Here is a 21,436-nt window from a genome sequence, read left to right on the forward strand (position 1 = left end):
TGGTTTAGTTAAAATTCTGCTAATTTATCGTGGCGTATCGCCTCGGTATGGGAGATGAAATGAAGCAGGCATTTCGAGTAGCGCTAGGTTTAATGATTTTATGGGCGTCCGTGCTGCATGCGGAAGTGCGAATTGAGATCACTCAAGGGGTCGACTCGGCGCGTCCGATTGGCGTGGTACCGTTTAAATGGGCGGGTCCAGGCGCTGCGCCCGCGGATGTCGGCGGTATTGTCGGCGCTGATTTGCGCAACAGCGGCAAATTTAATCCTATCGATGTGGCGCGCATGCCGCAGCAGCCGACCACCGCTGCCGAAGTGACGCCTGCGGCATGGACTGCGCTGGGCATCGACGCGGTAGTGATCGGGCAGGTTCAGCCCAGCGCCGACGGCGGATACGTCGTGTCGTACCAGTTGGTCGACACCTCCGGCAATCCCGGCGCGGTACTGGCGCAAAATCAGTTTAAAGTGACCAAGCAGTGGCTGCGCTACGCCGCGCATACCGCCAGCGACGAAACCTTTGAAAAATTGACCGGGATCAAAGGCGCGTTCCGCACGCGTATAGCTTATGTGGTGCAAACTAATGGCGGGCAGTATCCTTATGAGCTGCGCGTAGCCGACTACGACGGGTTTAACCAGTTCGTGGTCCATCGCTCGCCTCAGCCGCTGATGTCGCCGGCCTGGTCGCCGGACGGCAGCAAAGTCGCGTATGTGACGTTTGAAAGCGGCCGCTCGGCCCTGGTGGTGCAAACCCTGGCTAACGGCAGCATTCGGCAGATTGCCAGCTTCCCGCAGCATAACGGCGCGCCGGCATTCTCTCCGGACGGCTCCAAATTGGCTTTCGCTTTGTCGAAATCCGGCAGTTTGAATATCTATGTGATGAATTTAGGCTCCGGCCAGATCACCCAGGTGACCGACGGTCGCAGCAATAACACGGAGCCGACCTGGTTCCCGGATAGCCAGACCTTGGCCTATACCTCGGATCAGGGCGGTCGTCCGCAAGTGTATAAAGTTGGTATTAACGGCGGTAGCCCGCAGCGCCTGACCTGGGAAGGCTCCCAGAACCAGGATGCGGACGTGAGCGCGGACGGTAAGTTCCTGGTCATGGTCAGCAGCAACGGCGGCGCTCAGCATATCGCTAAACAAGATCTGGCAACGGGAGCCGTGCAAGTCTTAACGGCCACGTTCCTGGATGAAACACCTAGCATCGCGCCCAATGGCACCATGGTTATCTACAGCTCTACACAAGGGATGGGTTCCGTGCTACAGCTGGTTTCGATTGATGGGCGTTTCAAAGCGCGTCTTCCGGCGACTGATGGACAGGTCAAATTTCCTGCCTGGTCTCCGTATCTGTGATGCATGTGTAAATATGTATGGCAAACTATAAAAGGAAAATGAGATGCAACTGAACAAAGTGCTAAAAGGGCTGATGCTGGCCGTGCCTGTACTGGCTATCGCCGCGTGTAGTTCCCACAAAAGCGCTAACAATGGCGCGGATTCTGCCATGGGCGCTGGCACTGGCATGGACAATGCAAGCGGCGCCAACTCTTCATCTGAAGAACAGGCTCGCCTGCAGATGCAAGAACTGCAAAGGAACAATATCGTTTACTTCGATCTTGATAAGTACGATATCCGTTCTGATTTTGCCCAGATGCTGGATGCACATGCTAACTTCCTGCGCAGCAACCCATCCTATAAAGTGACCGTTGAAGGCCATGCGGATGAACGCGGTACGCCGGAATATAACATCGCCCTGGGCGAACGTCGCGCCAACGCCGTGAAGATGTATCTTCAGGGTAAAGGCGTGTCTGCCGATCAAATCTCTATCGTATCTTACGGTAAAGAGAAACCGGCTGTACTGGGACATGACGAATCGGCTTACGCTAAAAACCGTCGTGCCGTACTGGTATACTAAGAGAATTGCATGAGCGGTAACTTCAGACATTATCTGTTAAGTCTGTCGTTACTGGTTGGCGTAGCGGCCCCCTGGGCCGCTACTGCCCAAGCGCCAATCAGTAATGTCGGCTCCGGCTCGGTGGAAGATCGGGTCACTCAACTTGAGCGTATTTCCAACGCTCACGGCCAGCTATTAACTCAACTTCAGCAACAGCTTTCCGACACCCAGCGTGATATCGACTCTTTACGGGGGCAAATCCAGGAAAACCAGTACCAGCTTTCCCAGGTAGTGGAACGCCAGAAGCAAATCTATCAGCAAATGGACAGCCTCAGCAGCAAGGGCGGTCAGGATGCGGCTTTACCCGACAGCGGTGCCGGTAACAGCGGCGCGGCAACCTCGTCCACCGGCGGCAGCCAGGATGCGGCGGCGCCTGCGGCAACGTCGGCCGGCAGCAGCACCGGTGACGCCAATACCGATTACAACGCGGCGGTGGCTTTGGTGCTGGAGAAAAAACAGTACGATCAGGGCATCACGGCGTTTCAGAATTTTGTTAAACGTTATCCGGATTCAACCTACCAGCCCAATGCCAATTATTGGCTCGGTCAGTTGAACTACAACAAAGGTAAAAAAGACGATGCGGCTTACTACTTTGCCCTGGTCGTCAAAAATTACCCCAAGTCGCCAAAAAGCTCCGAAGCCCTGTTTAAAGTTGGGGTAATCATGCAGGAAAAAGGCCAGACCGACAAAGCCAAGGCCGTTTACCAGCAGGTTATCAAACTTTATCCAACTACCGATTCTGCCAAACAAGCGCAAAAACGGCTGGCCAGTCTTTAAACCATTCAGGCCTCATATGAGGTTTAAATCGCCGAATTAAGGCCTGAGTGCTCGAAGATCAAGCAGTTGAACGCTATTGCGCAAATTTAGGTTGCGCAGAAAATTTTAGTTAGTAATATATGCCGCCGTTGCCAAGGGAAAGCGTTCAACCCAGGGCGCCGGTAAAAAAACGGATATCGCGGGTCGTTAGCTCAGTTGGTAGAGCAGTTGACTTTTAATCAATTGGTCGCAGGTTCGAATCCTGCACGACCCACCAATGCCAAAGATATTAAGCTTGATGAATGTCGTCACACGTTATTTATAGTGCAACACCCGCCACCATCGTTATCAAGCAGTGAAATCCCGTCAAAGGGTCGTTAGCTCAGTTGGTAGAGCAGTTGACTTTTAATCAATTGGTCGCAGGTTCGAATCCTGCACGACCCACCATCGTCAAAGAACATCACTTGCTAAAAAATCAAATCAGAGCTGGTATAACGCACGCATCGTGCGGATTTGAACCTGCGCAGGTTCGAGTCGAGCGCAGCGAGCCAGCGTTGCCGGAACGGCAACGACCCGAAGGGCGAGGCCAACGGCCGAGTCATCCTGTACGTGCGCGGTCAGTGACTACAGCGATCCGCACTCTCACTATTTCTGCCTTACTATTTACTCCTCACTCCTAATATTTTGCGACTTTGCGCTCCATATCGCACTTATCGGCTAGTGTGTCGCCGTAAAATCCATTATCGTTTCGCCATTAATCCCCGCCAATCTGCCCAAAGTCATATTAACTAAACAAAAACATAAAAAATCACAAAATTAACAGGACTTTTTGTTCAAAATTGATTATTTTGTTTAGTATATAAAACATGCGCCATCTTGACCGTCTGGCTGCCGTTGTCGGCGCCCGGCCCATGCGCGGGGACCTACACAATGATACAAGCCATGAGCGAAGCGTTGGATGTCAATGCGGCAATCTATCCTTTTCCACCCAAGCCGCGCGCCCTGAATGCGGATGAAAAACAATTCTATTACGACAAGATCGCGCGCCTGTTAACACAGCGTAACGCGGTCATGGTCGCCCATTATTATACCGATCCGGAAATCCAGGCGCTGGCGGAGGCCACCGGCGGCTGCGTGGCGGATTCCCTCGAGATGGCGCGCTTCGGCAGCACCCATCCGGCCACCACGCTACTGGTGGCCGGCGTGCGTTTCATGGGTGAAACGGCGAAAATCCTCAGCCCGGAGAAAACCGTGCTGATGCCGACCCTGAAGGCCGAATGCTCGCTGGACCTGGGATGCCCGGTGGACGAGTTCAGCGCCTTTTGCGATGCCCATCCGGACCGGACCGTGGTGGTCTACGCCAATACCTCGGCGGCGGTTAAGGCGCGCGCCGATTGGGTCGTCACCTCCAGCATCGCCGTCGATCTTATCGAGCATCTCGATAGCCTGGGTGAAAAAATTATCTGGGCGCCGGACCGGCATCTCGGACGCTATGTCCAGAACCAAACCGGCGCGGATATTTTATGCTGGCAGAGCGCCTGCATCGTGCATGACGAGTTCAAGACCCAGGCGCTGACGCGCATGAAGAAGCTCTACCCCAGCGCGGCGGTGCTGGTGCATCCTGAGTCGCCCCAGGCGATTGTCGATATGGCCGATGCGGTCGGTTCGACCAGCCAACTGATCCAGGCGGCAAAAAACCTGCCGCAGCAGCAGATGATTGTCGCCACCGACCGCGGTATTTTTTATAAAATGCAGCAGGCCTGCCCGGATAAAACCTTGTTGGAAGCGCCCACCGCCGGTGAAGGCGCAACCTGCCGCAGCTGCGCCCATTGCCCCTGGATGGCTATGAACGGCCTGAAAGCCGTCGCTGACGGCCTCGAACAGGGTGGGGAAAGGCATGAAGTCCATGTGCCGGATGAATTGCGTGTCAAGGCGCTGGTGCCGCTAAATCGCATGCTGGCCTTTGCCGCCGAGCTTAAGGTCCGGGTTACCGGCAACGCCTAGTGGTGATGATGGGCGTGGGCCAGGCCGCTGCCTTCAGTGATGCCGCAGTCGTCTTCGGGGCAGGTCTGGTATTCCATCTGCACCGTGGCATGGCTGATGTTGTAGTGGTCCAGCAGATAATGCTGGATCTGGCGCAGCAGGGCGTCGTGGTCGTAGGGCGGGATAACCTGCGCATGTAGCGTCATCACGGGTTTTTCGCCCACCAGCCAGATGTGGACGTGATGGATATTGCGAACCTCGGGAATATTAAGGCACAGCTCGCGTTTAAGTTTCTCGATATCAATCTGGCTGGGCGTGCCTTCCAGCAGTTCATGCAAACTTTCCCGCAATAGCCGCCAGCCGCTGCGCAGCACCAGGCATGATACCAGGATGGATAAAATCGGATCGATAGGCATCCAGCCGGTCATCAATATGATCACGGCGGCGATAATCGCCCCGACGGAGCCCAATAAATCCCCCAGCACATGCAGCGCGGCCGCGCGCAGGTTAATATTTTTTTCACCTTCGCCCCCGTGCAGCAGCCAAAATGACAGCAGGTTGGCCAGCAGGCCCGCCACGGCTATCACCATCATGATCCAGCCTGCCACCGGGTGGGGCTGGTAAAAACGGCGTATCGCCTCCCAGACAATCATCAGGGTAATGACCAGCAACGCCAGGGCGTTCAGGAACGCCGCCAGGGTGGTCAGCCGCAGGTAGCCGAAGGTGTGGCGGCTATTGGGTTTACGCTGGGCAAATCGCACCGCCAGCAGGGCCATCAGCAATGCGGCGGCGTCGGTCAGCATATGTCCCGCATCGGCCAGCAGCGCCAGCGATCCCGACAGCAGTCCGCCCGCCACTTCCACCGCCATAAAAATGGCGGTAACGGCAAAGGCCGCCATCAGGCGCTTATTATTGCCGGTTTCCGTCGTGCCGTGCTCATGATGGTGGTGATCATGTGTCGATGCCATAAATTTTCCTGTAATCAGCCAAGCGTATCTACCAGGATAGTACCGGAATAATAGCGGAGAAACGAAGAGTTGCCGTATGGATTTCTGCGGTTATTATAGTTGCAGGGACGGGATGTAAACGCCGGCGGGCAAAATGCGGGCCGGCGGTTGCGCTGGGGTGCTATGCTTTAATACAATAGGCGCAGCCGCCCAAGTGGCGTATAAAAGCCACAAAAAAAAGAAACCAGGCCAAGACCTGATTCCTCCTGATAAGCAGAATAAAGCAGGCATTGCCTGCCTGGTTTACGCTTTTCAGTTTTTAATTTGTGGTACCGTCGGTTTTAGTCGCTTCGGTAGTGCCACTTTTGCCGGTTTCCACTTTGGAATTGGTATCCGGGCAACGGCCGTCTTTACACATGGTATTTTTATGTACTTCCGACGCGTTCAAATTAGCGTTCGCATCGGTGCTGCCGGTTTTGGACGTATCGGTGCCGCCGGTGTTGATCTTATCGTTGCTGACGCCGTTAGGCGCGGTATTTTCTTTGGAGCCCGCGCCGCCGGACTGGTTTTGCTGGCCGTTACTTGAGTCGGTGCTGCCGGCTGCCGAGGTGTCGGCCGCCAGGACCGCGCCGCTGCCCAACGTCATTACAGCGGTAATAAACAGCATTGCCATTTTTTTGGTGGTAGTGGTTTGCATATTATTTTCCCTCTTTCGTGCCAGGGGTGTCTATCAAACCCGCATTTTCACATGTTTGCGGGCGCAAAACCCCTCCGAGGCGCACCCAATGGCCCCGTAAGGAAATGTTAAGCCAGAATGGCCAGGCGGTTAAGTTCCCGTTATCGTTGGCTTATCACTATTTTAAGAATAGCTAAGAATCGGCAGTTATCAAATTTGCAGTAAAATTACTGATGAAAGCCTTAAAAGCACATTTACAGCATAAACCGAGCCGGCTGGATTAAACGGCTGATTTCAAGATGTTACGGATAAGCGCTGCAGCGTGGAGACAAAACGGACCTACTATGAATTACCTTAACGACGATTTAAGAATTAAAGATATTAAAGAGTTACTCCCGCCGGTGGCGCTGCTGGAAAAATTTCCGGCCACCGCCCAGGCCGCCAGGACGGTGTCGGGCGCGCGCTCGGCTATCCATAAAATCCTCAAGGGCAGCGACGATCGGCTGCTGGTGGTCATAGGTCCGTGCTCAATCCACGATATCGTGGCGGCCAAAGACTATGCCGCGCGTTTGCTTGAGCTGCGCAAGCAATTAAGCGGCGAGCTGGAAATAGTGATGCGGGTGTATTTTGAAAAACCGCGCACCACCGTGGGCTGGAAAGGGCTTATCAACGATCCGTTAATGGACAATAGTTTCCAGATTAACGAAGGCCTGCGCATTGCCCGTAAACTCCTGCTGGATATCAACGATACCGGCCTGCCGGCGGCGGGCGAGTTCCTGGATATGATTACCCCGCAATATGTCGCGGACCTGATGAGCTGGGGCGCCATCGGCGCGCGCACCACCGAATCCCAGGTGCATCGCGAACTGGCGTCCGGTCTTTCATGCCCGGTGGGATTTAAAAATGGTACCGACGGCACCATCAAGGTCGCCATTGACGCCATCAACGCCGCGGGCGCCGCCCATTGTTTCCTGTCGGTGACCAAATGGGGCCATTCCGCCATCGTCAACACCAGCGGCAATAGTGATTGCCATATCATCCTGCGCGGGGGCAGGGAGCCGAATTACAGCGCCCACCACGTTAACGCGGTGAAAGTGGGATTGGCCAAGGCTAGCCTGCCCGCCCAGGTCATGATTGATTTCAGCCATGCCAACAGCAGCAAGCAATATAAAAAGCAACTGGATGTCGCTCAGGATGTCTGCGCACAGCTGGCGGGGGGCGAAAAGGGCATTATCGGCGTAATGGTTGAAAGTCATCTGGAGGAAGGCAACCAAAGCCTTGAGCACGGCGAACCCCTGGCGTATGGCAAAAGCATCACCGATGCCTGCATCGGCTGGCCGGATACCGAAGTGATGTTACAGCAGTTGGCCCAGGCGGTACGGACGCGCCGGGAGCTGTTAGGCGGCAAGACCGTTCATTCGGCCTGAGGGGAAATTAGCCGGATAAGATTTATCCGGCAATCAACCAACGCTATTCCGCTGGTTTGTCCCTCCCGGCGCGGGGAGGGGGAAAATCATTATTTGGCTTTACCCTGGTTAGCTACTGCGGCGGCCTTGGCGGCGATTTCCGCGGCGTTGCCCAGATAATAATGCTTCACAGGTTTCATGTTTTCGTCGAATTCATAGACCAAGGGCACGCCGGTCGGGATATTCAGCTCAAGAATTTCTTCTTCGCTCATATTATCCAGGAATTTTACCAGTGCGCGGATAGAGTTGCCATGCGCGGCAATAATGACGCGCTCGCCTTTTTTCATGCGCGGTAAAATGGTTTCGTTCCAGTAAGGGGTCACACGCTCGATGGTCAGCGCCAGGCTTTCGGTGGTCGGCAGTTCTTCAGCGGTCAGTTTTGCGTAACGGGCATCATTGCCGGGGAAACGTTCGTCATCACGGGTCAACTCCGGCGGAGTGACGGCAAAGCCGCGGCGCCATTGCTTAACCTGCTCGTCGCCATATTTTTCAGCGGTTTCCGATTTGTTCAGACCTTGCAGGGCGCCGTAATGACGCTCGTTCAGGCGCCAGGATTTTTCCACCGGCAGCCAGGCCTGATCCAGTTCGTCCAGGATATTCCACAGGGTATGGATGGCGCGTTTTAACACGGACGTATAGGCAAAATCGAAGATGAAACCTTCTTCTTTCAGCTGTTTACCCGCTTGTTTCGCTTCAGTACGGCCTTTGTCGGACAAATCGACGTCCGTCCAGCCGGTGAAACGATTTTCATTGTTCCACTGGCTTTCACCGTGTCGTACCAGAACCAGTTTAGTTACAGCCATCGCTTGACTCCTTAAAGTCTTAAGATTTTTTATGAATACTATGAGTATTATATTGCCTGGCCGGGTTGGGCGGCAACCGCATAAGGTCAAACATAGCGAAATAAATGGCTCAGCGATAGCGCCTAGAGCGCGACAAACTGGTAACGGGTCGATGAATGATAGGTTTCGCCGGGTTTTAGCCAGCAATCCGGCTGCGGCCACTCCGGATGGTTCGGGCTGTCGGGCAGAAATTCACTTTCCAGCGCCACGCCGCTGTAGTTTTGATAATCGCCGCCCTGGCGCGCCGGCGTGCCGGCCAGGAAATTGCCGGTGTAAAGCTGTAACGCCGGCGCGGTGGTGTACACCTTAAGCAAGACTTGATTATCGGCCGACCAGAGTTGCGCGGCGGGCGTCTCCCCATCCCCGCAGGCGGGGTAGAGCAGATAGGCATGATCATAGCCTTTCATGCGCTGCTGATCGCGATCGCGCAGGAAATCCTGGCTTATGGTCTTGGGCTGGCGAAAATCCATGCCGGTGTTTTCCACATCGGCCAACGGCGCGCAGGGGATGCCTTCGCTGTCCACCGGCAGGTACTGGGTGGCGTACAGCTGCAATTTTTGCTGGCGGACATCGGTGTTGGCGCCGTCGAGGTGGAAGTAGGCGTGGTTGGTCAGGTTGACCGGGCAGTCTTTATCCACCGTGGCCCGATATTCGATGGCCACCTGGTTGTCGGCGGTAACGGTATAACGCACCTCGGCAATCAGATTGCCGGGAAAACCCTGATCGCCGTCGGCGGAATGCAGTCGGAACAGGACGGTGGCCTGGGTATGCTCGACGCATAACCAGCGACGGGCGTGGAAGCCCCCGGGACCACCGTGCAGCTGATGTTCGTCCTGGTTGGCGCTGAGCTGCCAGCTACGGCCGCCGCGGGCCAGGGCGGCCTTGGCGATGCGATTGGCATAACGGCCCACCGTGGCGCCCAGATAAGCCGCCTGCCGGGTGTACTCCTCGGGCGACGGGCAGCCCAGCAGCACTTCACGCTTGTTGCCGCTTTTCAGCGGCAGCTGGCAGGACAGCCAGGTAGCGCCCCAGTCCATCAGGGTAATCTGCATACCCTGTTCCGTGCCCAGGGTAACGCACTGGAATGGTTGTCCGTCAGGGGCGATGCCCGATTCATACTCTTTTAGCATATGGCAGTTCCTTCACTCGCATGGCACACATAAAACGTCTCCTTGAGGCCGGTTTCCCGCTGATACTGACTGGCAACCGCCTGACGTACCGCATCCACGCGATCCGTCGGCATCAATGCCACGATGCAACCGCCAAAACCACCGCCGGTCATGCGTACGCCGCCCTTATCGCCGATTTCCCGCTTCACGATGTCCACCAGGGCATCGATGGGCGGCACGGTAATTTCGAAGTCGTCGCGCATCGAGGCGTGGGACTGCGCCATCAGGGTGCCCATCAGGGCCAGATCCCCGGCCGCCAGCGCATCCGCCGCCGCCAGGGTACGGGCGTTTTCCGTCAGGACATGGCGCACGCGTTTGGCGACAATCGGGTCCAGTTCATGCTCGACGGCGGCAAACTGGCTTAATTCCACGTCCCGCAGCTTATCGGCGGTAAAGAACCGCGCGCCGGTTTCGCACTGTTCGCGGCGGGCGTTGTATTCACTGTCCACCAGGCCGCGCTTGACGTTGGAGTTGATAATCACCACCGCCACGTTATCCGGCATCGGCACCGCGCGCGTGCCCAGCGTCCGGCAATCGATCAGCAGCGCGTGGTTATCCTTGCCCAACGCGGAGATCAACTGATCCATGATGCCGCAGTTACAGCCGACAAACTGATTTTCCGCTTCCTGGCCGTTCAGCGCCAGGGCGACATTGTCCAGCGTCAGGTGATAAAGCGTTTGTATCGCCTTGCCCACCGCCACTTCCAACGACGCCGATGAACTCAAACCGGCGCCTTGCGGGACATTGCCGCTCAACACCAGGTCGGCGCCGCCGAAGTGCGGATCGCGCTGCTGCAAATGCTTCATCACGCCGCGCACGTAATTAGACCATTGCTGGGTCGGATGTGACAAAATTGGCTCATCCAGTGAAAAAATATCTTGCTCGCCGTCACAATCCACCGCAATAATTCTTATTTGCCGATCGTCACGTTTCGCACAGCTCACCACCGTCGCATAGTCAATGGCGCAGGGCAGCACAAAACCATCATTATAGTCGGTATGCTCGCCAATCAGGTTGACGCGGCCGGGGGCCTGGACCGTCAGGGCGGCATCGTAGCCAAAAGATTGGCGGAATACCGCTTCAGTCGTGTTTTTTAAGCTCATAGGGATGCTCCGGATGCCCGAAAATGGATATCGCCGACCGCACGCAGGCGTTCGCTGGCTTGTTCAGCGGTCAGGTCACGCTGGGTTTCCGCCAGCATTTCGTAACCAACCATGAATTTCCGCACCGTTGCCGAACGCAACAGCGGCGGATAGAAGTGGGCATGCAGCTGCCAGTGGCTATTGTCCTGCTCAAGATAGGGCGCGCCGTGCCAGCCCATGGAATAAGGGAATGAGCAGTTGAACAAATTGTCGTAACGGCTGGTCAGCTTTTTGATCGCCAGCGCCAGGTCGGCGCTTTGCGCGCTGTTCAAATTGTCTAAACGCAATACATGGGTCTTTGGCAGCAGCAGAGTTTCAAACGGCCATGCCGCCCAATAAGGCACCACCGCCAGCCAGTGTTCGGTTTCCACCACCGTGCGCGCGCCGTCGGCCAGCTCCAGCTTCAGGTAATCCATCAACAGCGGGGAATGCCGCTGCAAGAAGTAGTCGCGCTGCAGCCGGTCTTCACGCTCTGCCTCGTTGGGCAAAAAGCTATTGGCCCAGATCTGGCCGTGGGGATGGGGATTGGAGCACCCCATGGCCGCGCCCTTGTTTTCAAATACCTGCACCCAGGGGTAGCGTTGCCCCAGATCGGCGCTTTGCTCCTGCCAGGTCTTGACCACGGCCTCTAACGCCGGCAGCGGCAGTTCGGGCAGGGTCTTGCTGTGATCGGGCGAAAAGCAGATGACGCGGCTGGTGCCGCGCGCGCTTTCACAGCGCATCAGCGGATTGCGGCTGGCCGGCGCGTCCGGGGTATCGGTCATCAGCGCGGCAAAGTCATTGGTAAACACATAGGTGGTGGCGTAATCGGGATTCTTATCGCCCGATACGCGGGTATTGCCCGGGCAGAGAAAACAGTCGGGATCGTGTTGAGGCAGCGTTTGTACCGCCGGGGTTTCCTGCTGGCCCTGCCAGGGGCGCTTGGCGCGGTGCGGCGATACCAGCACCCATTGTCCGCTGAGCGGATTGTAGCGGCGATGGGGATGATCGACGGGGTTGAACTGCTGCATGCTTTCTCCTTTAATCCGGGTAACCGTTCGGGTGGCGCGACTGCCAACGCCAGGTATCTTCGGCCATCTCTTCCAATGAACGACTTACCCGCCAGTGCAGGTCGCGGGCGGCTTTTTCCGGCGCCGCCCAATAGGCGGCCAGATCGCCGTCGCGGCGCGGGGCAAAATGATAAGGCACCGGCTTGCCGGAGGCTTTACCGAAGGCCTTGACCACGTCCAGCACGCTGTGGCCGACCCCGGCGCCAAGGTTATAAATGTGGGTGCCGGGCCTGTTCCGCAGCGCTTTCAGCGCCGCAACATGGCCATCGGCCAGATCCATTACATGAATATAGTCGCGTACGCCGGTGCCGTCAGGGGTGGGAAAATCATTGCCAAAGATCGCAAGCGTTGGACGACGTCCCACCGCGACCTGGGCGATAAACGGCATCAGGTTGTTGGGGATGCCCTGCGGGTCCTCCCCCATATCGCCCGACGGATGGGCGCCCGCCGGGTTAAAATAGCGTAATAACGTCATGTTCCATTCAGGCTCGGCGCGCTGCACATCCTCCAGGATCTGCTCAACCATCAGCTTGCTGCGTCCATAAGGGCTGGAGGGCCGGCCGGTGGGCAGGCTTTCGTCATAAGGGATGACGGGCCGATCGCCGTACACCGTGGCGGATGAACTGAAAATCAGCTGTCTGACGCCGGCCTCGCGCATAGCTTGCACCAGCGCCAGGGTGCCATAGACATTATTATCGTAGTATTCGACCGGTTTTTTCACCGATTCGCCCACCGCCTTCAGGCCGGCAAAATGGATAACGGCCTCGATGGCATGCTCGGCAAAAATCCTGGCCAATAACAGCTTGTCACGGATATCGCCGTGGTAAAACACGGGCTTAACCTGTCCCAGCCGGGTGAGGGTATCCACTACGCTGGCTTTGCTGTTGCTCAGGTTATCCAAAATGACCGGATTGAAACCGGCGGCGCCAAGCTGCAGGCAGGTATGGCTACCAATGTAACCGCTACCACCTGTGACCAATATAGACATTTGTGACTCCTGTATTGTTCCCTAGCATAAATTAGCATGGCTGAAACCTGAAAAAGGTGATCTTGTCGATAAAAAATGAAATCGATTACACTCAATATTAGCGTATTTTTTGCCGCAGCGCGCCCGGAAAAACCAGGAAAAACGGGTGAGGGCCGGGTAATGGAAAAGATCGGGCGGCAGCAAGAGAGGTAACGTTCTCATGGGGCATCGAGCTTGGGGGCCTGATAACGGTGCATAAATCGCCGGGCATGGGCGCCAGGAATCACCGCACCGCCGTCGGAAACTACCGCCGTCGGAAACTACCGGCATTACGGAGAGGGTGACCCTACCCGGCGGTTAAGCGGTCAGATCATCAAACTGATAACGGTAACGGTCATCCTGCGGTACAAATGTCAACCGGTGCGTAATACAGCGCGGGGCATCTTCCGCATGGTGGGAAACAAACAGTAGCTGGGTTTCGCCTTCGCCGATCAGTACATCTATCCAGCGGCGCACCAGCTGGCGGTTGAGAGGGTCCAGTCCCTGCAATGGCTCGTCGAGGATCAACAACGGAGGGTGCTTGACCAGCGCCCGGGCGATAAGCGTCAGGCGCTGCTGTCCCCAGGATAAACTATGGAAAGGCGCATCCGCCGCCGTCTCCAGGCCAAGCAGTCGCAGCCATTGGCGGGTCAGCAACCGCTGGCGGTCCGATACCGCCTGGTAGACGCCGATGGAGTCGAAAAATCCGGAAAGTATCACGCTGCGCGCGCTGGCGCTGACCCGATAATCCAGATGCAGGCTGCTGCTGACATAACCAATATGCCGTTTAATATCCCAGATGGTTTCACCGCTGCCGCGGCGACGGCCAAACAAGGTGAGATTGTTACTATAGCCCTGCGGCTGATCGCCGGTGATCAGGCTGAGCAGCGTGGATTTGCCGGCGCCGTTCGGCCCGACGATTTGCCAGTGCTGGCCCGGCAGCACCTCCCAGTCAAGGTGATGCAGGATCGGCCGGTCCTGGTAGGACACCACGCCGTTGCGCAGGGTGATCAGCGGCCGATCGGCGGGCAGGGTGATTTTTTGTCCGGGAATCTCGGTATCCGGCAGGCTGATGCCGGCAAGGGATTCCGCATGCGCCAGCTGCGCCACCAGCGCCTCGGCCAGCAGCGTGGCGCTATCGCCGGTGCAGGTTAAGGCGCAGTCCGCCAGGATGCCGACGTTATCGATGTAGTCGGGAATATCATCGAACCGGTTAAGCACCAGCACCAGGGTCATGGACAGATCCGCCAGGGCGCGCAGCATATCGCCAAGCTGCGCCCTCGAGGCCACATCCAGTCCGTCGAAGGGCTCATCCAGGATAAGCAGGTCCGGGCGGGCCATCAACGCCTGGCACAGCAGGGTTTTACGGGTTTCGCCGGTTGACAGGTATTTAAAGCGGCGGGAAAGCAGATGCGTGATGCCAAACCGTTCGGCAAGCTCCCGGCATAAGTCTTCATCCTCGTTGTCCTGCTGGACGATCTGCGCGGTGGTGCGACCGGTATCATCCTCGCCATCGCTCAGCAGGTCGGTATTGCTGCGCCGCCATTCCTGTTCGACCAGTTTTTGCAGTTGTTCCAGCGAGAGCCGCGATATGCGCAGGTAATCGCTTTGCCGCGTCCCGGACAAGAGCGGCAGCTCACCGGAGAGCGCGCGGGCCAGCGCGGACTTGCCGCTGCCGTTGGCGCCGACAAAGGCCCAACGCTCGCCGTCGCGCAGTGTTAATTCCCCGACGCTGAGCCGGCGGGTATCGCTAAGACGAAACGATCCTTGCGAAATATGCAATAACGACATTGATTATTCCTTTATATGCAACTTATGTCGCCAGCATCGATATTTTGCCGACCAAAGTCAATCTGCTTACGCGCTTTCAGCACAGCGTGGCGATGATCACCTGGTCGGCGTTAAAATATGCTGTGATTGGCTGGCCCGGCGACAAATGTTGCTCGGCCACCGCGGCTTTGGACAGGGTGGCGCAGACGATTTCCCCGCCGGTGAGGGTCAATAGCGCCTCGTCGTTATCGTCGCCTTGCTGCAAATGGGTCAGGGTGCCGTGCAGGACATTATCGGCGTCGGTGATATCGACGTGGCCCGCGCGTACCGAAACCCAGGGCGCCTTGATCAGCAGCAGCACTTCCTTGCCCGGCGTCAACAGCAGCCGGTCGGCGCTTTGCTGCGTCAGGGCCACCACCAGGCGCGTCCGTCCGTCGGCGAGCAGGATCTCCACCTGTTGCTGCACCTGCTGGTGGCTGCGCGTCAGCACGGTACCGAAAAACTGGTTGCGGGCGCTGGTCTGGAGCGAAAAGCGCGAAATGGCCGCCAGCAGGCTGTCCAGCGGCAGCTGGTCGTCCTGCAATACATCAAACGCCTTTTGCTGGATTTGGCCCAACAGGTCGTAAAGCTGCAGCAACCGCTCCGCATAGCGGGTAAGGGTGGCGCCGCCGCCGCCTTTGCCGCCGGTGGCCCGTTCCACCAGGGTTTGCTCCGCCAGCTCGTTCATGGCGCTGATGGCATCCCATGCGCTTTTATAGCTGATGCCCGCCAGTTTCGCTCCCTGGCTGATGGAGCCGGTGTGCTTGATCTGCTTGAGTAAGGCTATCCGCCGTGGATCGGCAAAAAGGCGTTGCTGGAGTTTCATGGTTAACAGAATTTCGGCCTGCATGCCTGTCTGCCCTGTATGAGATTAACGTTGCGCATCGTGCAACATGATGATGGAAACAAATTGTCGCCGAAATCAAGGCTAGGGGCAAATAACCGCTACCCTGAATGCGCTTTCTGCGAGGTATAACATAAAAAGCCTAAGCGGCGGTGCCATAAACTGGTATAAAGAGGGATAAGCATAGCAAAACCGCCGGCGGCAACGGCATGATACGAGGTAAAGATGATCGAATTATTGGAAAGCTTGATAATGGTAGTGCTGATGGTCCCCATCGTGATGGTGATCATCCTCGGGTCGATCTATGGTCTGGGCGGATTATTTAACGTCATCTCGAAAATCGGCAAGCCAAAACAGCGCCGCGAACAGAAACATGACGGCAAGTCCGGCCTGGACGCAGGCTGATTCATAAGATTGAATTGGCCGATGGCGATAGAAAACCTCCGGAGCGAGGTTTTTTTTTGCCTGAGAGCCGCCGCGAAGAATGGTCGCCCGCGTATTTATTACCACGGCAGTAAATATATATATTTTTAATATATACTCGGTTAGCTCCTTATTACGGGGCCGCCTGCGGTTCTAACCTGGCATGCATCAGCGCGATAAACAGCGCGTATTTTTCACCGTGCTTAAGATAGCGGGTGTCGAGTATTTGCTCGAAACGCTGGAAATCGTCAGGCGAAATATGGCCGCCGGCATGCTGTAACGCGGCATAATGCCGCAGGATCCGGTCATCAAGCGCCGATATCTTCTGCCGGGTTACGCTCAGCTCCGGTGACAGGCACCGCTGGGCCGGAAGAAATTCCAGTTCGGCGCGCATGCGATACTGCACCGCCTTAGCCGCGCTCATTTGCACCTGCAGGAATAACCGGAATTCATCGCCGGCAAACCCGGCGCGGGATGCCTGCTGCAGCCCATGCCGCAGTACCTGATCCTCCCTGGCCACATCCTCGACCGGGAGATGATGCCGGGCTTTATAGCAGGCAACATCCTTCATGAATTTCAAGCGCTGGTCGATCAGCTGGAACAAGTCCGCCGGCTTATCGGTAGCGGCCATGGCGGAGTGTGACAGCAGGATCAACAGGCAAAAAGCGGTTCTGGACATGGTGTGCTCCCTCTGGGTGGCAAGGCTACGCAAGGGGACTATTGTTACCGGGATTTGCTGCAAATCTAGGGTTTTGGCCCGAGGCAGTGGTAACAAACCTCGGGAAAGTGCTACAAAAGGTAGCATAACCCTATTTTTATTAAGGAAATGAAGCGCCGTTATAGCCCTGCGGATAACTATTCCACCTGTCTTTTGGTATAGGTTTTCAGGGAATTTTATTTTATGTTCAGCTCTCGTTTATTCTTGAGTGATAGTATTTAATTTTGGTAAGTAGAAATAAAAAATATTTAGCATACTTACTATGAACCAATATAAGATTTGCGTCACTTTCCACAGCGGGAAGCTGTTCCTTATATAGAAAAGCAGGCTCGGGGAAAACAATAATGAGTAGCCATCTCTCTTTCGAAAAAATTAAAAATACGATTTTTTCACTTTCCGATCATCTTGCCGTTGACCACACGGACCAGCTTAATGTCACAGGGGCAAAAAATGTTGATGATGCGTATCATGAACGCCTGACGCGTCTTTTCGCCAGTTACGCCGATGCCCAGCTTGCCGCGCAGCGCAATGACCGAACGATGCTCAAAGCCGCGCTATTACAGGCCAAGATGCGCGCCATGTCCCTGACCACCTTTTTTACCGCCCTTGAGGATGACTGCATTACCCTGCTGTCCTTGTGCGATGGTCCCCTTACCACCGCCGGCCAGGGCGATAACGCCGGGGAAGGGCGGCCCCCGATTTAACGCCGGCGCGATCGGCCGCCCCATGCTCGAATAATGTTTACGCATCAAGGCAAGCGCAGGCTTTACTTGCACACCTTCGACTAATACTCTGTTGGCGTTGAAGTGGCGTTTTAGCGATCAAAGAGGATGTGATGGAACAAGCGGAAAAGGGCAAACAACGGCTGGCGGTACTGTTTGGCGGGCAATCCACCGAGCATGAAGTCTCGCTGCGGTCGTCGATTAACGTGATTAATGCGGTCGACCGGCAGAAATTTGACCTGACATTGATAGGCGTCGACAAACGGGGCCGCTGGACGCTGTGCAACGAGGCCGATTACCTGCTTTATCCCGACGACCCGGCGCGGATAAAACTGTCTCCCTCCACCCGCTATCTGGCGGTGGTGCCGGGGCAAAACGCCGCGCAGTTGATTGATATATCCAGCGGCAAGGCGCTGCCCGCCGTTGATGTGGCTTTTTCCGTGCTGCATGGCGCCGCCGGTGAGGATGGCTCGGTACAGGGGCTGCTGCGGGTTCTGGGCATTCCGTTTGTGGGACCCGATGTGCTGGGTTCCGCGGTCTGCATGGATAAAGACATGACCAAGCGGGTGCTGCGCGACGCAGGGCTGCCGGTGACGCCGTCGGTCACGCTCCACCGCGCCGATTCCGCCGCGGTGGATTTCGACGCCATCGCGGGCCAATTGGGATTGCCGCTGTTTATCAAACCCGCCAGCCAGGGGTCCTCGGTGGGCGTCAGCAAAGTCCTGGATGCCGCCGGTTTCCGGCAGGCGCTGGACGTGGCTTTTACGTTTGATCATAAGGTCCTGGTTGAAACGGCGATCAACGGGCGTGAAATCGAAACGGCGGTATTGGGTAATGACAGCCCCGCCGTCAGCGTCTGTGGCGAAATTTTGGCCAATGACGAATTTTATGCCTATGATACCAAATACTTGAATGACGGGCAGGCCGGGCTGGTGATACCGGCGCAGCTTGAACGCGCCGTCAGTGACGAGCTTCGCCTTATCGCCCAGGCGGCCTTTCGGGTGCTGGGTTGCGCGGTAATGGCCAGGGTGGATTTTTTCCTGACGCAGGATCGGGAGATTATCATCAATGAGGTGAATACCATCCCCGGTTTTACCTCCATCAGCATGTATCCGAAATTATGGGAAGCCAGCGGCCTGGATTATCCGCGGTTGGTCGACAAACTGATTACCCTGGCGCTGGACCGCGCCCGGGACGCGGCCGATATCAAAACCGACCGGTAATGTCACTCCTTCCTGCGGCAGCCCGAATCCGGGCGCCGCAGCGTTTTTTTTGCCCCGCCGGTAACATTTTATTACTCCTTACAATAACTAATGACAAATATGATCACTCGTTATATTATTTTTTGCATAACGATCATTACAGGTGAACTATGACTACTCAACGTGTTAAATGGATTGCCGGGGCGGTATTAACCGCGGGATTAAGCTTTCAGGCGCTGGCGGCGCCGGCGGCGGATAAAGTGACGGTATTTGCCGCCGCGTCGCTGACCAATGCTTTGCAGGACATTGCCAAAAATTATCAACAGGATCATAAAGTCGAGATCGTCTCGTCCTTTGCTTCCTCCTCCACGCTGGCGCGCCAGATTGAGCAGGGGGCGCCCGCCAATATGTTTATCTCCGCCGACCAGCAGTGGATGGACTACGCGCAGGATAAACAGCAAATCGTCAACGATACCCGTTATACCCTGCTGGGTAATGAACTGGTGCTGGTGGCGCCGAAATCGAGCGCGCAGCAGCCGTTCAACATCGATAACAACACCGATTGGACCTCATTGCTCAAGGGGCACAAACTGGCCGTGGGCGATCCCGATCATGTGCCGGCGGGCATCTATGCCAAGGAAGCGTTGCAGAACCTGGGCGCCTGGGATCGGCTGTCGCCGGTGATGGCCCGGGCCAGCGACGTGCGCGGCGCTTTAGCGCTGGTAGAGCGCGAGGAAGCGCCGTTGGGTATCGTATATGGCTCGGATGCGCTGTCCAGCAAAGGGGTCAAGGTGGTGGCGACGTTCCCGAAAGACAGCCATAAGCCGGTTGAGTATCCCATGGCGCTGATCAAGGATAATGCCACCCCGGCGGCCAAAGCCTTTTATGACTACCTGAAAACCCCGGCGGCATCGACGGTGTTTAAGCAATATGGCTTTACCCCGAGATAATGCCGCTGACTGAGTTGGAGTGGCAGGCGGTCGCGCTGAGTCTGAAAGTATCGCTCCTGGCGGTCGCCTGCAGTTTGCCGTTTGGTATTCTGATGGCGTGGGTACTGGTTCGCTGTCGGTTTCCCGGCAAGGCGCTGCTGGACGGCATTATCCATCTGCCGCTGGTGCTGCCGCCGGTAGTAATAGGCTACTTGCTGCTGGTGGCCATGGGACGGCGCGGATTTATCGGCTCATGGCTGTACGCGCTTACCGGTTTCAGCTTTAGTTTCAGCTGGCGCGGCGCGGCGCTGGCCTCGGCGGTGGTGGCGTTCCCGCTCATGGTACGCGCTATCCGCATGTCGCTGGACGCCATCGACCTGCGGCTGGAGCAGGCGGCCCGTACGCTCGGCGCCGGTCCCTGGCGGGTGTTTTTTACCATCACGCTGCCGCTGTCATTCCCCGGTATCGTCGTGGGCACGGTGCTGGCTTTTGCCCGATCGCTGGGCGAGTTTGGCGCCACCATTACCTTTGTGTCCAATATCCCCGGTGAAACCCGTACCATTCCGTTGGCCATGTACACCCTGATAGAAACGCCCGGCGCGGAGTCGGCGGCGGCGCGTTTGTGCGTACTGGCCATTATCCTGTCGCTGGCCTCGCTGCTGATTGCCGATTGGCTGGCCAGCTGGGGCCGCAGGCGGCTGGGGGGCTGATGCTCGAAATCGATATCAGCCAACGGCTCGGCGACCTGACGCTGGAGGTCAAGGCCGACATACCCTCTCGTGGCATCACGGCTATTTTTGGCGTCTCCGGCGCCGGTAAAACCTCGCTGATTAATGCCGTGGTCGGCCTGACCCGCCCGCAGAGCGGACATATCATCCTTAACGGACGCACGCTGTTTTCCTCGGCACAGCGGCTGGCGCTGCCGCCGGAGAAGCGCCGGGTCGGCTACGTTTTCCAGGACGGCCGGCTGTTCCCGCACTATCGGGTGCGCGGTAACCTGTTCTACGGCATGGCGGACTCCATGCGCCCGCAGTTTGACGCCATTATTTCATTACTGGGTATCGGTCATTTACTGGGGCGATTTCCCATAACGCTCTCCGGCGGCGAAAAACAGCGGGTGGCCATCGGCCGCGCGCTGCTCAGCGCGCCGGAAATCCTGTTAATGGATGAACCGCTGGCCTCGCTGGACCTGCTGCGCAAACGCGAGCTGTTGCCTTATCTTGAGCGTCTGGCCAAGGAGGTGAAGATCCCGATCCTGTACGTGACCCATAGCATGGAGGAAATCCTGCAATTGGCGGAACGCGTGCTGATCCTGGATAACGGCAAGATGATGGCCTTTGGCAGCCTGGAGGAGGTGTGGGCCAGCAGCGCGCTGCGTCCGTGGCTGCCGCGCGAAGAGCAAAGCAGCGTGCTGGAGGTCAGTGTGGACGAGCAGCATCCGGTCTACGCCATGACCGCTCTGTCGCTCGGCCGGCGGCGCCTGTGGGTCAGCCGGGTATCGCTGCCGGTCGGCAGCGCGCTACGCATTCGCGTGGCCGCCGCCGATATCTCCCTGGTACCGGAGCCGCCCGAACGGAGCAGTATCCGCAATATCCTGCCCGCCACGGTGCGCGAATGCCTGAGGGTGGGCGACCAGATCGAGGTACGGCTGGATATCGACGGCCATACGCTCTGGGCGCGGGTCAGCCCCTGGGCCCTGGACGAGCTGGGACTGGCGCCGGATATGGCGCTGTACGCGCAGATCAAAAGCGTATCGATCAACGCTTAAGCGTTCCCGCCGCCGCGGGAGCGTGACGCCGCGCG

General features: G+C 57.0%; 21 protein-coding genes, 2 tRNA genes and 1 other RNA gene. 14 read left to right on the forward strand and 10 right to left on the reverse strand.

Going from position 1 to position 21,436, the window contains the following annotated elements; genetic code table 11:
• Positions 1–59 precede the first annotated feature (59 nt).
• The 7 genes from tolB (at position 60) to nadA (ending at position 4,710) form a co-directional block, all read left to right on the forward strand.
• Entirely contained in the window at positions 60–1,352 is a 1,293-nt protein-coding gene (gene tolB, locus GRH90_RS08410; protein WP_162365498.1) for a Tol-Pal system beta propeller repeat protein TolB, read from the forward strand.
• A gap of 43 nt (positions 1,353–1,395) precedes the next feature.
• Entirely contained in the window at positions 1,396–1,911 is a 516-nt protein-coding gene (pal, locus tag GRH90_RS08415; RefSeq protein WP_162365499.1) for a peptidoglycan-associated lipoprotein Pal, read from the forward strand.
• A 9-nt stretch (positions 1,912–1,920) separates the two neighbouring features.
• Complete coding sequence (gene cpoB, locus GRH90_RS08420; RefSeq protein ID WP_162365500.1) at positions 1,921–2,727, forward strand: cell division protein CpoB; 807 nt, start codon at positions 1,921–1,923, stop codon at positions 2,725–2,727.
• Positions 2,728–2,907: 180 nt separating this feature from the next.
• A tRNA-Lys gene (locus GRH90_RS08425) sits at positions 2,908–2,983 on the forward strand.
• Between the two features lie 94 nt (positions 2,984–3,077).
• A tRNA-Lys gene (locus GRH90_RS08430) sits at positions 3,078–3,153 on the forward strand.
• Between the two features lie 44 nt (positions 3,154–3,197).
• A non-coding RNA gene (locus GRH90_RS08435) (RtT sRNA) lies at positions 3,198–3,324 on the forward strand.
• Between the two features lie 324 nt (positions 3,325–3,648).
• The gene (gene nadA, locus GRH90_RS08440) at positions 3,649–4,710 is read left to right on the forward strand and encodes a quinolinate synthase NadA (protein ID WP_162365501.1); all 1,062 of its coding nucleotides are present in this window, start codon (positions 3,649–3,651) and stop codon (positions 4,708–4,710) included.
• On the opposite strand, the gene zitB is transcribed toward nadA, so the two are convergent.
• Both zitB and GRH90_RS08450 read right to left on the reverse strand, forming a co-directional pair.
• Positions 4,707–5,657 carry a CDF family zinc transporter ZitB gene (gene zitB / locus GRH90_RS08445; RefSeq protein WP_162365502.1) on the reverse strand — a complete coding sequence of 317 codons (951 nt, stop codon included), beginning with the start codon at positions 5,655–5,657 and terminating at the stop codon, positions 4,707–4,709. The genes nadA and zitB overlap by 4 nt on opposite strands.
• A 298-nt stretch (positions 5,658–5,955) precedes the next feature.
• On the reverse strand, positions 5,956–6,333 hold the full coding sequence (locus tag GRH90_RS08450) for a protein YbgS (RefSeq protein WP_162365503.1): 378 nt from the start codon (positions 6,331–6,333) through the stop codon (positions 5,956–5,958).
• A 323-nt stretch (positions 6,334–6,656) separates the two neighbouring features.
• On the opposite strand from GRH90_RS08450, the gene aroG reads away from it, so the two are divergent.
• Positions 6,657–7,739: a 3-deoxy-7-phosphoheptulonate synthase AroG gene (gene aroG, locus GRH90_RS08455; RefSeq protein WP_162365504.1), complete on the forward strand. Its 1,083-nt coding sequence runs from the start codon at positions 6,657–6,659 to the stop codon at positions 7,737–7,739.
• An 89-nt stretch (positions 7,740–7,828) separates the two neighbouring features.
• Here the strand turns inward: aroG and gpmA are convergent, their stop codons facing one another.
• The 7 genes from gpmA to modE form a co-directional block, all read right to left on the reverse strand.
• A complete protein-coding gene (gene gpmA / locus GRH90_RS08460; RefSeq protein ID WP_162365505.1) occupies positions 7,829–8,581 on the reverse strand; it encodes a 2,3-diphosphoglycerate-dependent phosphoglycerate mutase in 753 nt (250 codons plus the stop codon).
• Between the two features lie 122 nt (positions 8,582–8,703).
• Positions 8,704–9,750 (reverse strand): galactose-1-epimerase, encoded by a 1,047-nt coding sequence (gene galM / locus GRH90_RS08465; RefSeq protein WP_162365506.1) that lies wholly within the window; start codon positions 9,748–9,750, stop codon positions 8,704–8,706.
• Positions 9,744–10,892, reverse strand: a complete 1,149-nt coding sequence (galK, locus tag GRH90_RS08470; RefSeq protein WP_162365507.1) for a galactokinase — start codon at positions 10,890–10,892, stop codon at positions 9,744–9,746. Before galK ends, galM begins: the two co-directional genes overlap by 7 nt.
• Positions 10,889–11,941 carry a galactose-1-phosphate uridylyltransferase gene (gene galT / locus GRH90_RS08475; protein ID WP_162365508.1) on the reverse strand — a complete coding sequence of 351 codons (1,053 nt, stop codon included), beginning with the start codon at positions 11,939–11,941 and terminating at the stop codon, positions 10,889–10,891. The genes galK and galT overlap by 4 nt, the downstream gene beginning before the upstream one ends.
• A 10-nt stretch (positions 11,942–11,951) precedes the next feature.
• Positions 11,952–12,968 (reverse strand): UDP-glucose 4-epimerase GalE, encoded by a 1,017-nt coding sequence (galE, locus tag GRH90_RS08480; protein ID WP_162365509.1) that lies wholly within the window; start codon positions 12,966–12,968, stop codon positions 11,952–11,954.
• Positions 12,969–13,304: 336 nt separating this feature from the next.
• A complete protein-coding gene (gene modF / locus GRH90_RS08485) occupies positions 13,305–14,777 on the reverse strand; it encodes a molybdate ABC transporter ATP-binding protein ModF (RefSeq protein ID WP_162365510.1) in 1,473 nt (490 codons plus the stop codon).
• Positions 14,778–14,853: 76 nt separating this feature from the next.
• Positions 14,854–15,645 carry a molybdenum-dependent transcriptional regulator gene (gene modE, locus GRH90_RS08490; RefSeq protein WP_162365511.1) on the reverse strand — a complete coding sequence of 264 codons (792 nt, stop codon included), beginning with the start codon at positions 15,643–15,645 and terminating at the stop codon, positions 14,854–14,856.
• A gap of 219 nt (positions 15,646–15,864) precedes the next feature.
• On the opposite strand from modE, the gene GRH90_RS08495 reads away from it, so the two are divergent.
• Complete coding sequence (locus GRH90_RS08495; RefSeq protein ID WP_162365512.1) at positions 15,865–16,044, forward strand: AcrZ family multidrug efflux pump-associated protein; 180 nt, start codon at positions 15,865–15,867, stop codon at positions 16,042–16,044.
• Between the two features lie 151 nt (positions 16,045–16,195).
• Here GRH90_RS08495 and aroQ read toward each other — a convergent pair whose 3' ends face one another.
• Positions 16,196–16,741 (reverse strand): gamma subclass chorismate mutase AroQ, encoded by a 546-nt coding sequence (gene aroQ / locus GRH90_RS08500; protein ID WP_162365513.1) that lies wholly within the window; start codon positions 16,739–16,741, stop codon positions 16,196–16,198.
• A gap of 383 nt (positions 16,742–17,124) precedes the next feature.
• On the opposite strand from aroQ, the gene GRH90_RS08505 reads away from it, so the two are divergent.
• From GRH90_RS08505 to modC, 5 genes are all read left to right on the forward strand, one after another.
• The gene (locus GRH90_RS08505) at positions 17,125–17,484 is read left to right on the forward strand and encodes a hypothetical protein (protein WP_162365514.1); all 360 of its coding nucleotides are present in this window, start codon (positions 17,125–17,127) and stop codon (positions 17,482–17,484) included.
• Positions 17,485–17,615: 131 nt separating this feature from the next.
• Entirely contained in the window at positions 17,616–18,725 is a 1,110-nt protein-coding gene (gene ddlA / locus GRH90_RS08510) for a D-alanine--D-alanine ligase (RefSeq protein ID WP_162365515.1), read from the forward strand.
• A gap of 149 nt (positions 18,726–18,874) precedes the next feature.
• Positions 18,875–19,654: a molybdate ABC transporter substrate-binding protein gene (modA, locus tag GRH90_RS08515; RefSeq protein WP_162365516.1), complete on the forward strand. Its 780-nt coding sequence runs from the start codon at positions 18,875–18,877 to the stop codon at positions 19,652–19,654.
• A complete protein-coding gene (modB, locus tag GRH90_RS08520; RefSeq protein ID WP_162365517.1) occupies positions 19,654–20,343 on the forward strand; it encodes a molybdate ABC transporter permease subunit in 690 nt (229 codons plus the stop codon). The genes modA and modB overlap by 1 nt, the downstream gene beginning before the upstream one ends.
• Positions 20,343–21,401, forward strand: a complete 1,059-nt coding sequence (modC, locus tag GRH90_RS08525) for a molybdenum ABC transporter ATP-binding protein ModC (RefSeq protein ID WP_162365518.1) — start codon at positions 20,343–20,345, stop codon at positions 21,399–21,401. The genes modB and modC overlap by 1 nt, the downstream gene beginning before the upstream one ends.
• The last annotated feature ends 35 nt before the right edge of the window (positions 21,402–21,436 follow it).

It is taken from the genome of Acerihabitans arboris (genome assembly GCF_010131535.1).
GTDB lineage: Bacteria > Pseudomonadota > Gammaproteobacteria > Enterobacterales > Enterobacteriaceae > Acerihabitans > Acerihabitans arboris.

Coding starts and splice junctions, on each gene's coding strand:
- modC (WP_162365518.1), top strand. CDS start 20,343: ATGCTCGAAATCGATATCAGCCAACGGCTCGGCGACCTGACGCTGGAG.
- modF (WP_162365510.1), bottom strand. CDS start 14,777: ATGTCGTTATTGCATATTTCGCAAGGATCGTTTCGTCTTAGCGATACC.
- zitB (WP_162365502.1), bottom strand. CDS start 5,657: ATGGCATCGACACATGATCACCACCATCATGAGCACGGCACGACGGAA.
- galK (WP_162365507.1), bottom strand. CDS start 10,892: ATGAGCTTAAAAAACACGACTGAAGCGGTATTCCGCCAATCTTTTGGC.
- GRH90_RS08495 (WP_162365512.1), top strand. CDS start 15,865: ATGATCGAATTATTGGAAAGCTTGATAATGGTAGTGCTGATGGTCCCC.
- nadA (WP_162365501.1), top strand. CDS start 3,649: ATGAGCGAAGCGTTGGATGTCAATGCGGCAATCTATCCTTTTCCACCC.
- galE (WP_162365509.1), bottom strand. CDS start 12,968: ATGTCTATATTGGTCACAGGTGGTAGCGGTTACATTGGTAGCCATACC.
- GRH90_RS08505 (WP_162365514.1), top strand. CDS start 17,125: ATGAGTAGCCATCTCTCTTTCGAAAAAATTAAAAATACGATTTTTTCA.
- modA (WP_162365516.1), top strand. CDS start 18,875: ATGACTACTCAACGTGTTAAATGGATTGCCGGGGCGGTATTAACCGCG.
- galT (WP_162365508.1), bottom strand. CDS start 11,941: ATGCAGCAGTTCAACCCCGTCGATCATCCCCATCGCCGCTACAATCCG.
- GRH90_RS08450 (WP_162365503.1), bottom strand. CDS start 6,333: ATGCAAACCACTACCACCAAAAAAATGGCAATGCTGTTTATTACCGCT.
- cpoB (WP_162365500.1), top strand. CDS start 1,921: ATGAGCGGTAACTTCAGACATTATCTGTTAAGTCTGTCGTTACTGGTT.
- galM (WP_162365506.1), bottom strand. CDS start 9,750: ATGCTAAAAGAGTATGAATCGGGCATCGCCCCTGACGGACAACCATTC.
- ddlA (WP_162365515.1), top strand. CDS start 17,616: ATGGAACAAGCGGAAAAGGGCAAACAACGGCTGGCGGTACTGTTTGGC.
- tolB (WP_162365498.1), top strand. CDS start 60: ATGAAGCAGGCATTTCGAGTAGCGCTAGGTTTAATGATTTTATGGGCG.
- gpmA (WP_162365505.1), bottom strand. CDS start 8,581: ATGGCTGTAACTAAACTGGTTCTGGTACGACACGGTGAAAGCCAGTGG.
- aroG (WP_162365504.1), top strand. CDS start 6,657: ATGAATTACCTTAACGACGATTTAAGAATTAAAGATATTAAAGAGTTA.
- aroQ (WP_162365513.1), bottom strand. CDS start 16,741: ATGTCCAGAACCGCTTTTTGCCTGTTGATCCTGCTGTCACACTCCGCC.
- pal (WP_162365499.1), top strand. CDS start 1,396: ATGCAACTGAACAAAGTGCTAAAAGGGCTGATGCTGGCCGTGCCTGTA.
- modB (WP_162365517.1), top strand. CDS start 19,654: ATGCCGCTGACTGAGTTGGAGTGGCAGGCGGTCGCGCTGAGTCTGAAA.
- modE (WP_162365511.1), bottom strand. CDS start 15,645: ATGCAGGCCGAAATTCTGTTAACCATGAAACTCCAGCAACGCCTTTTT.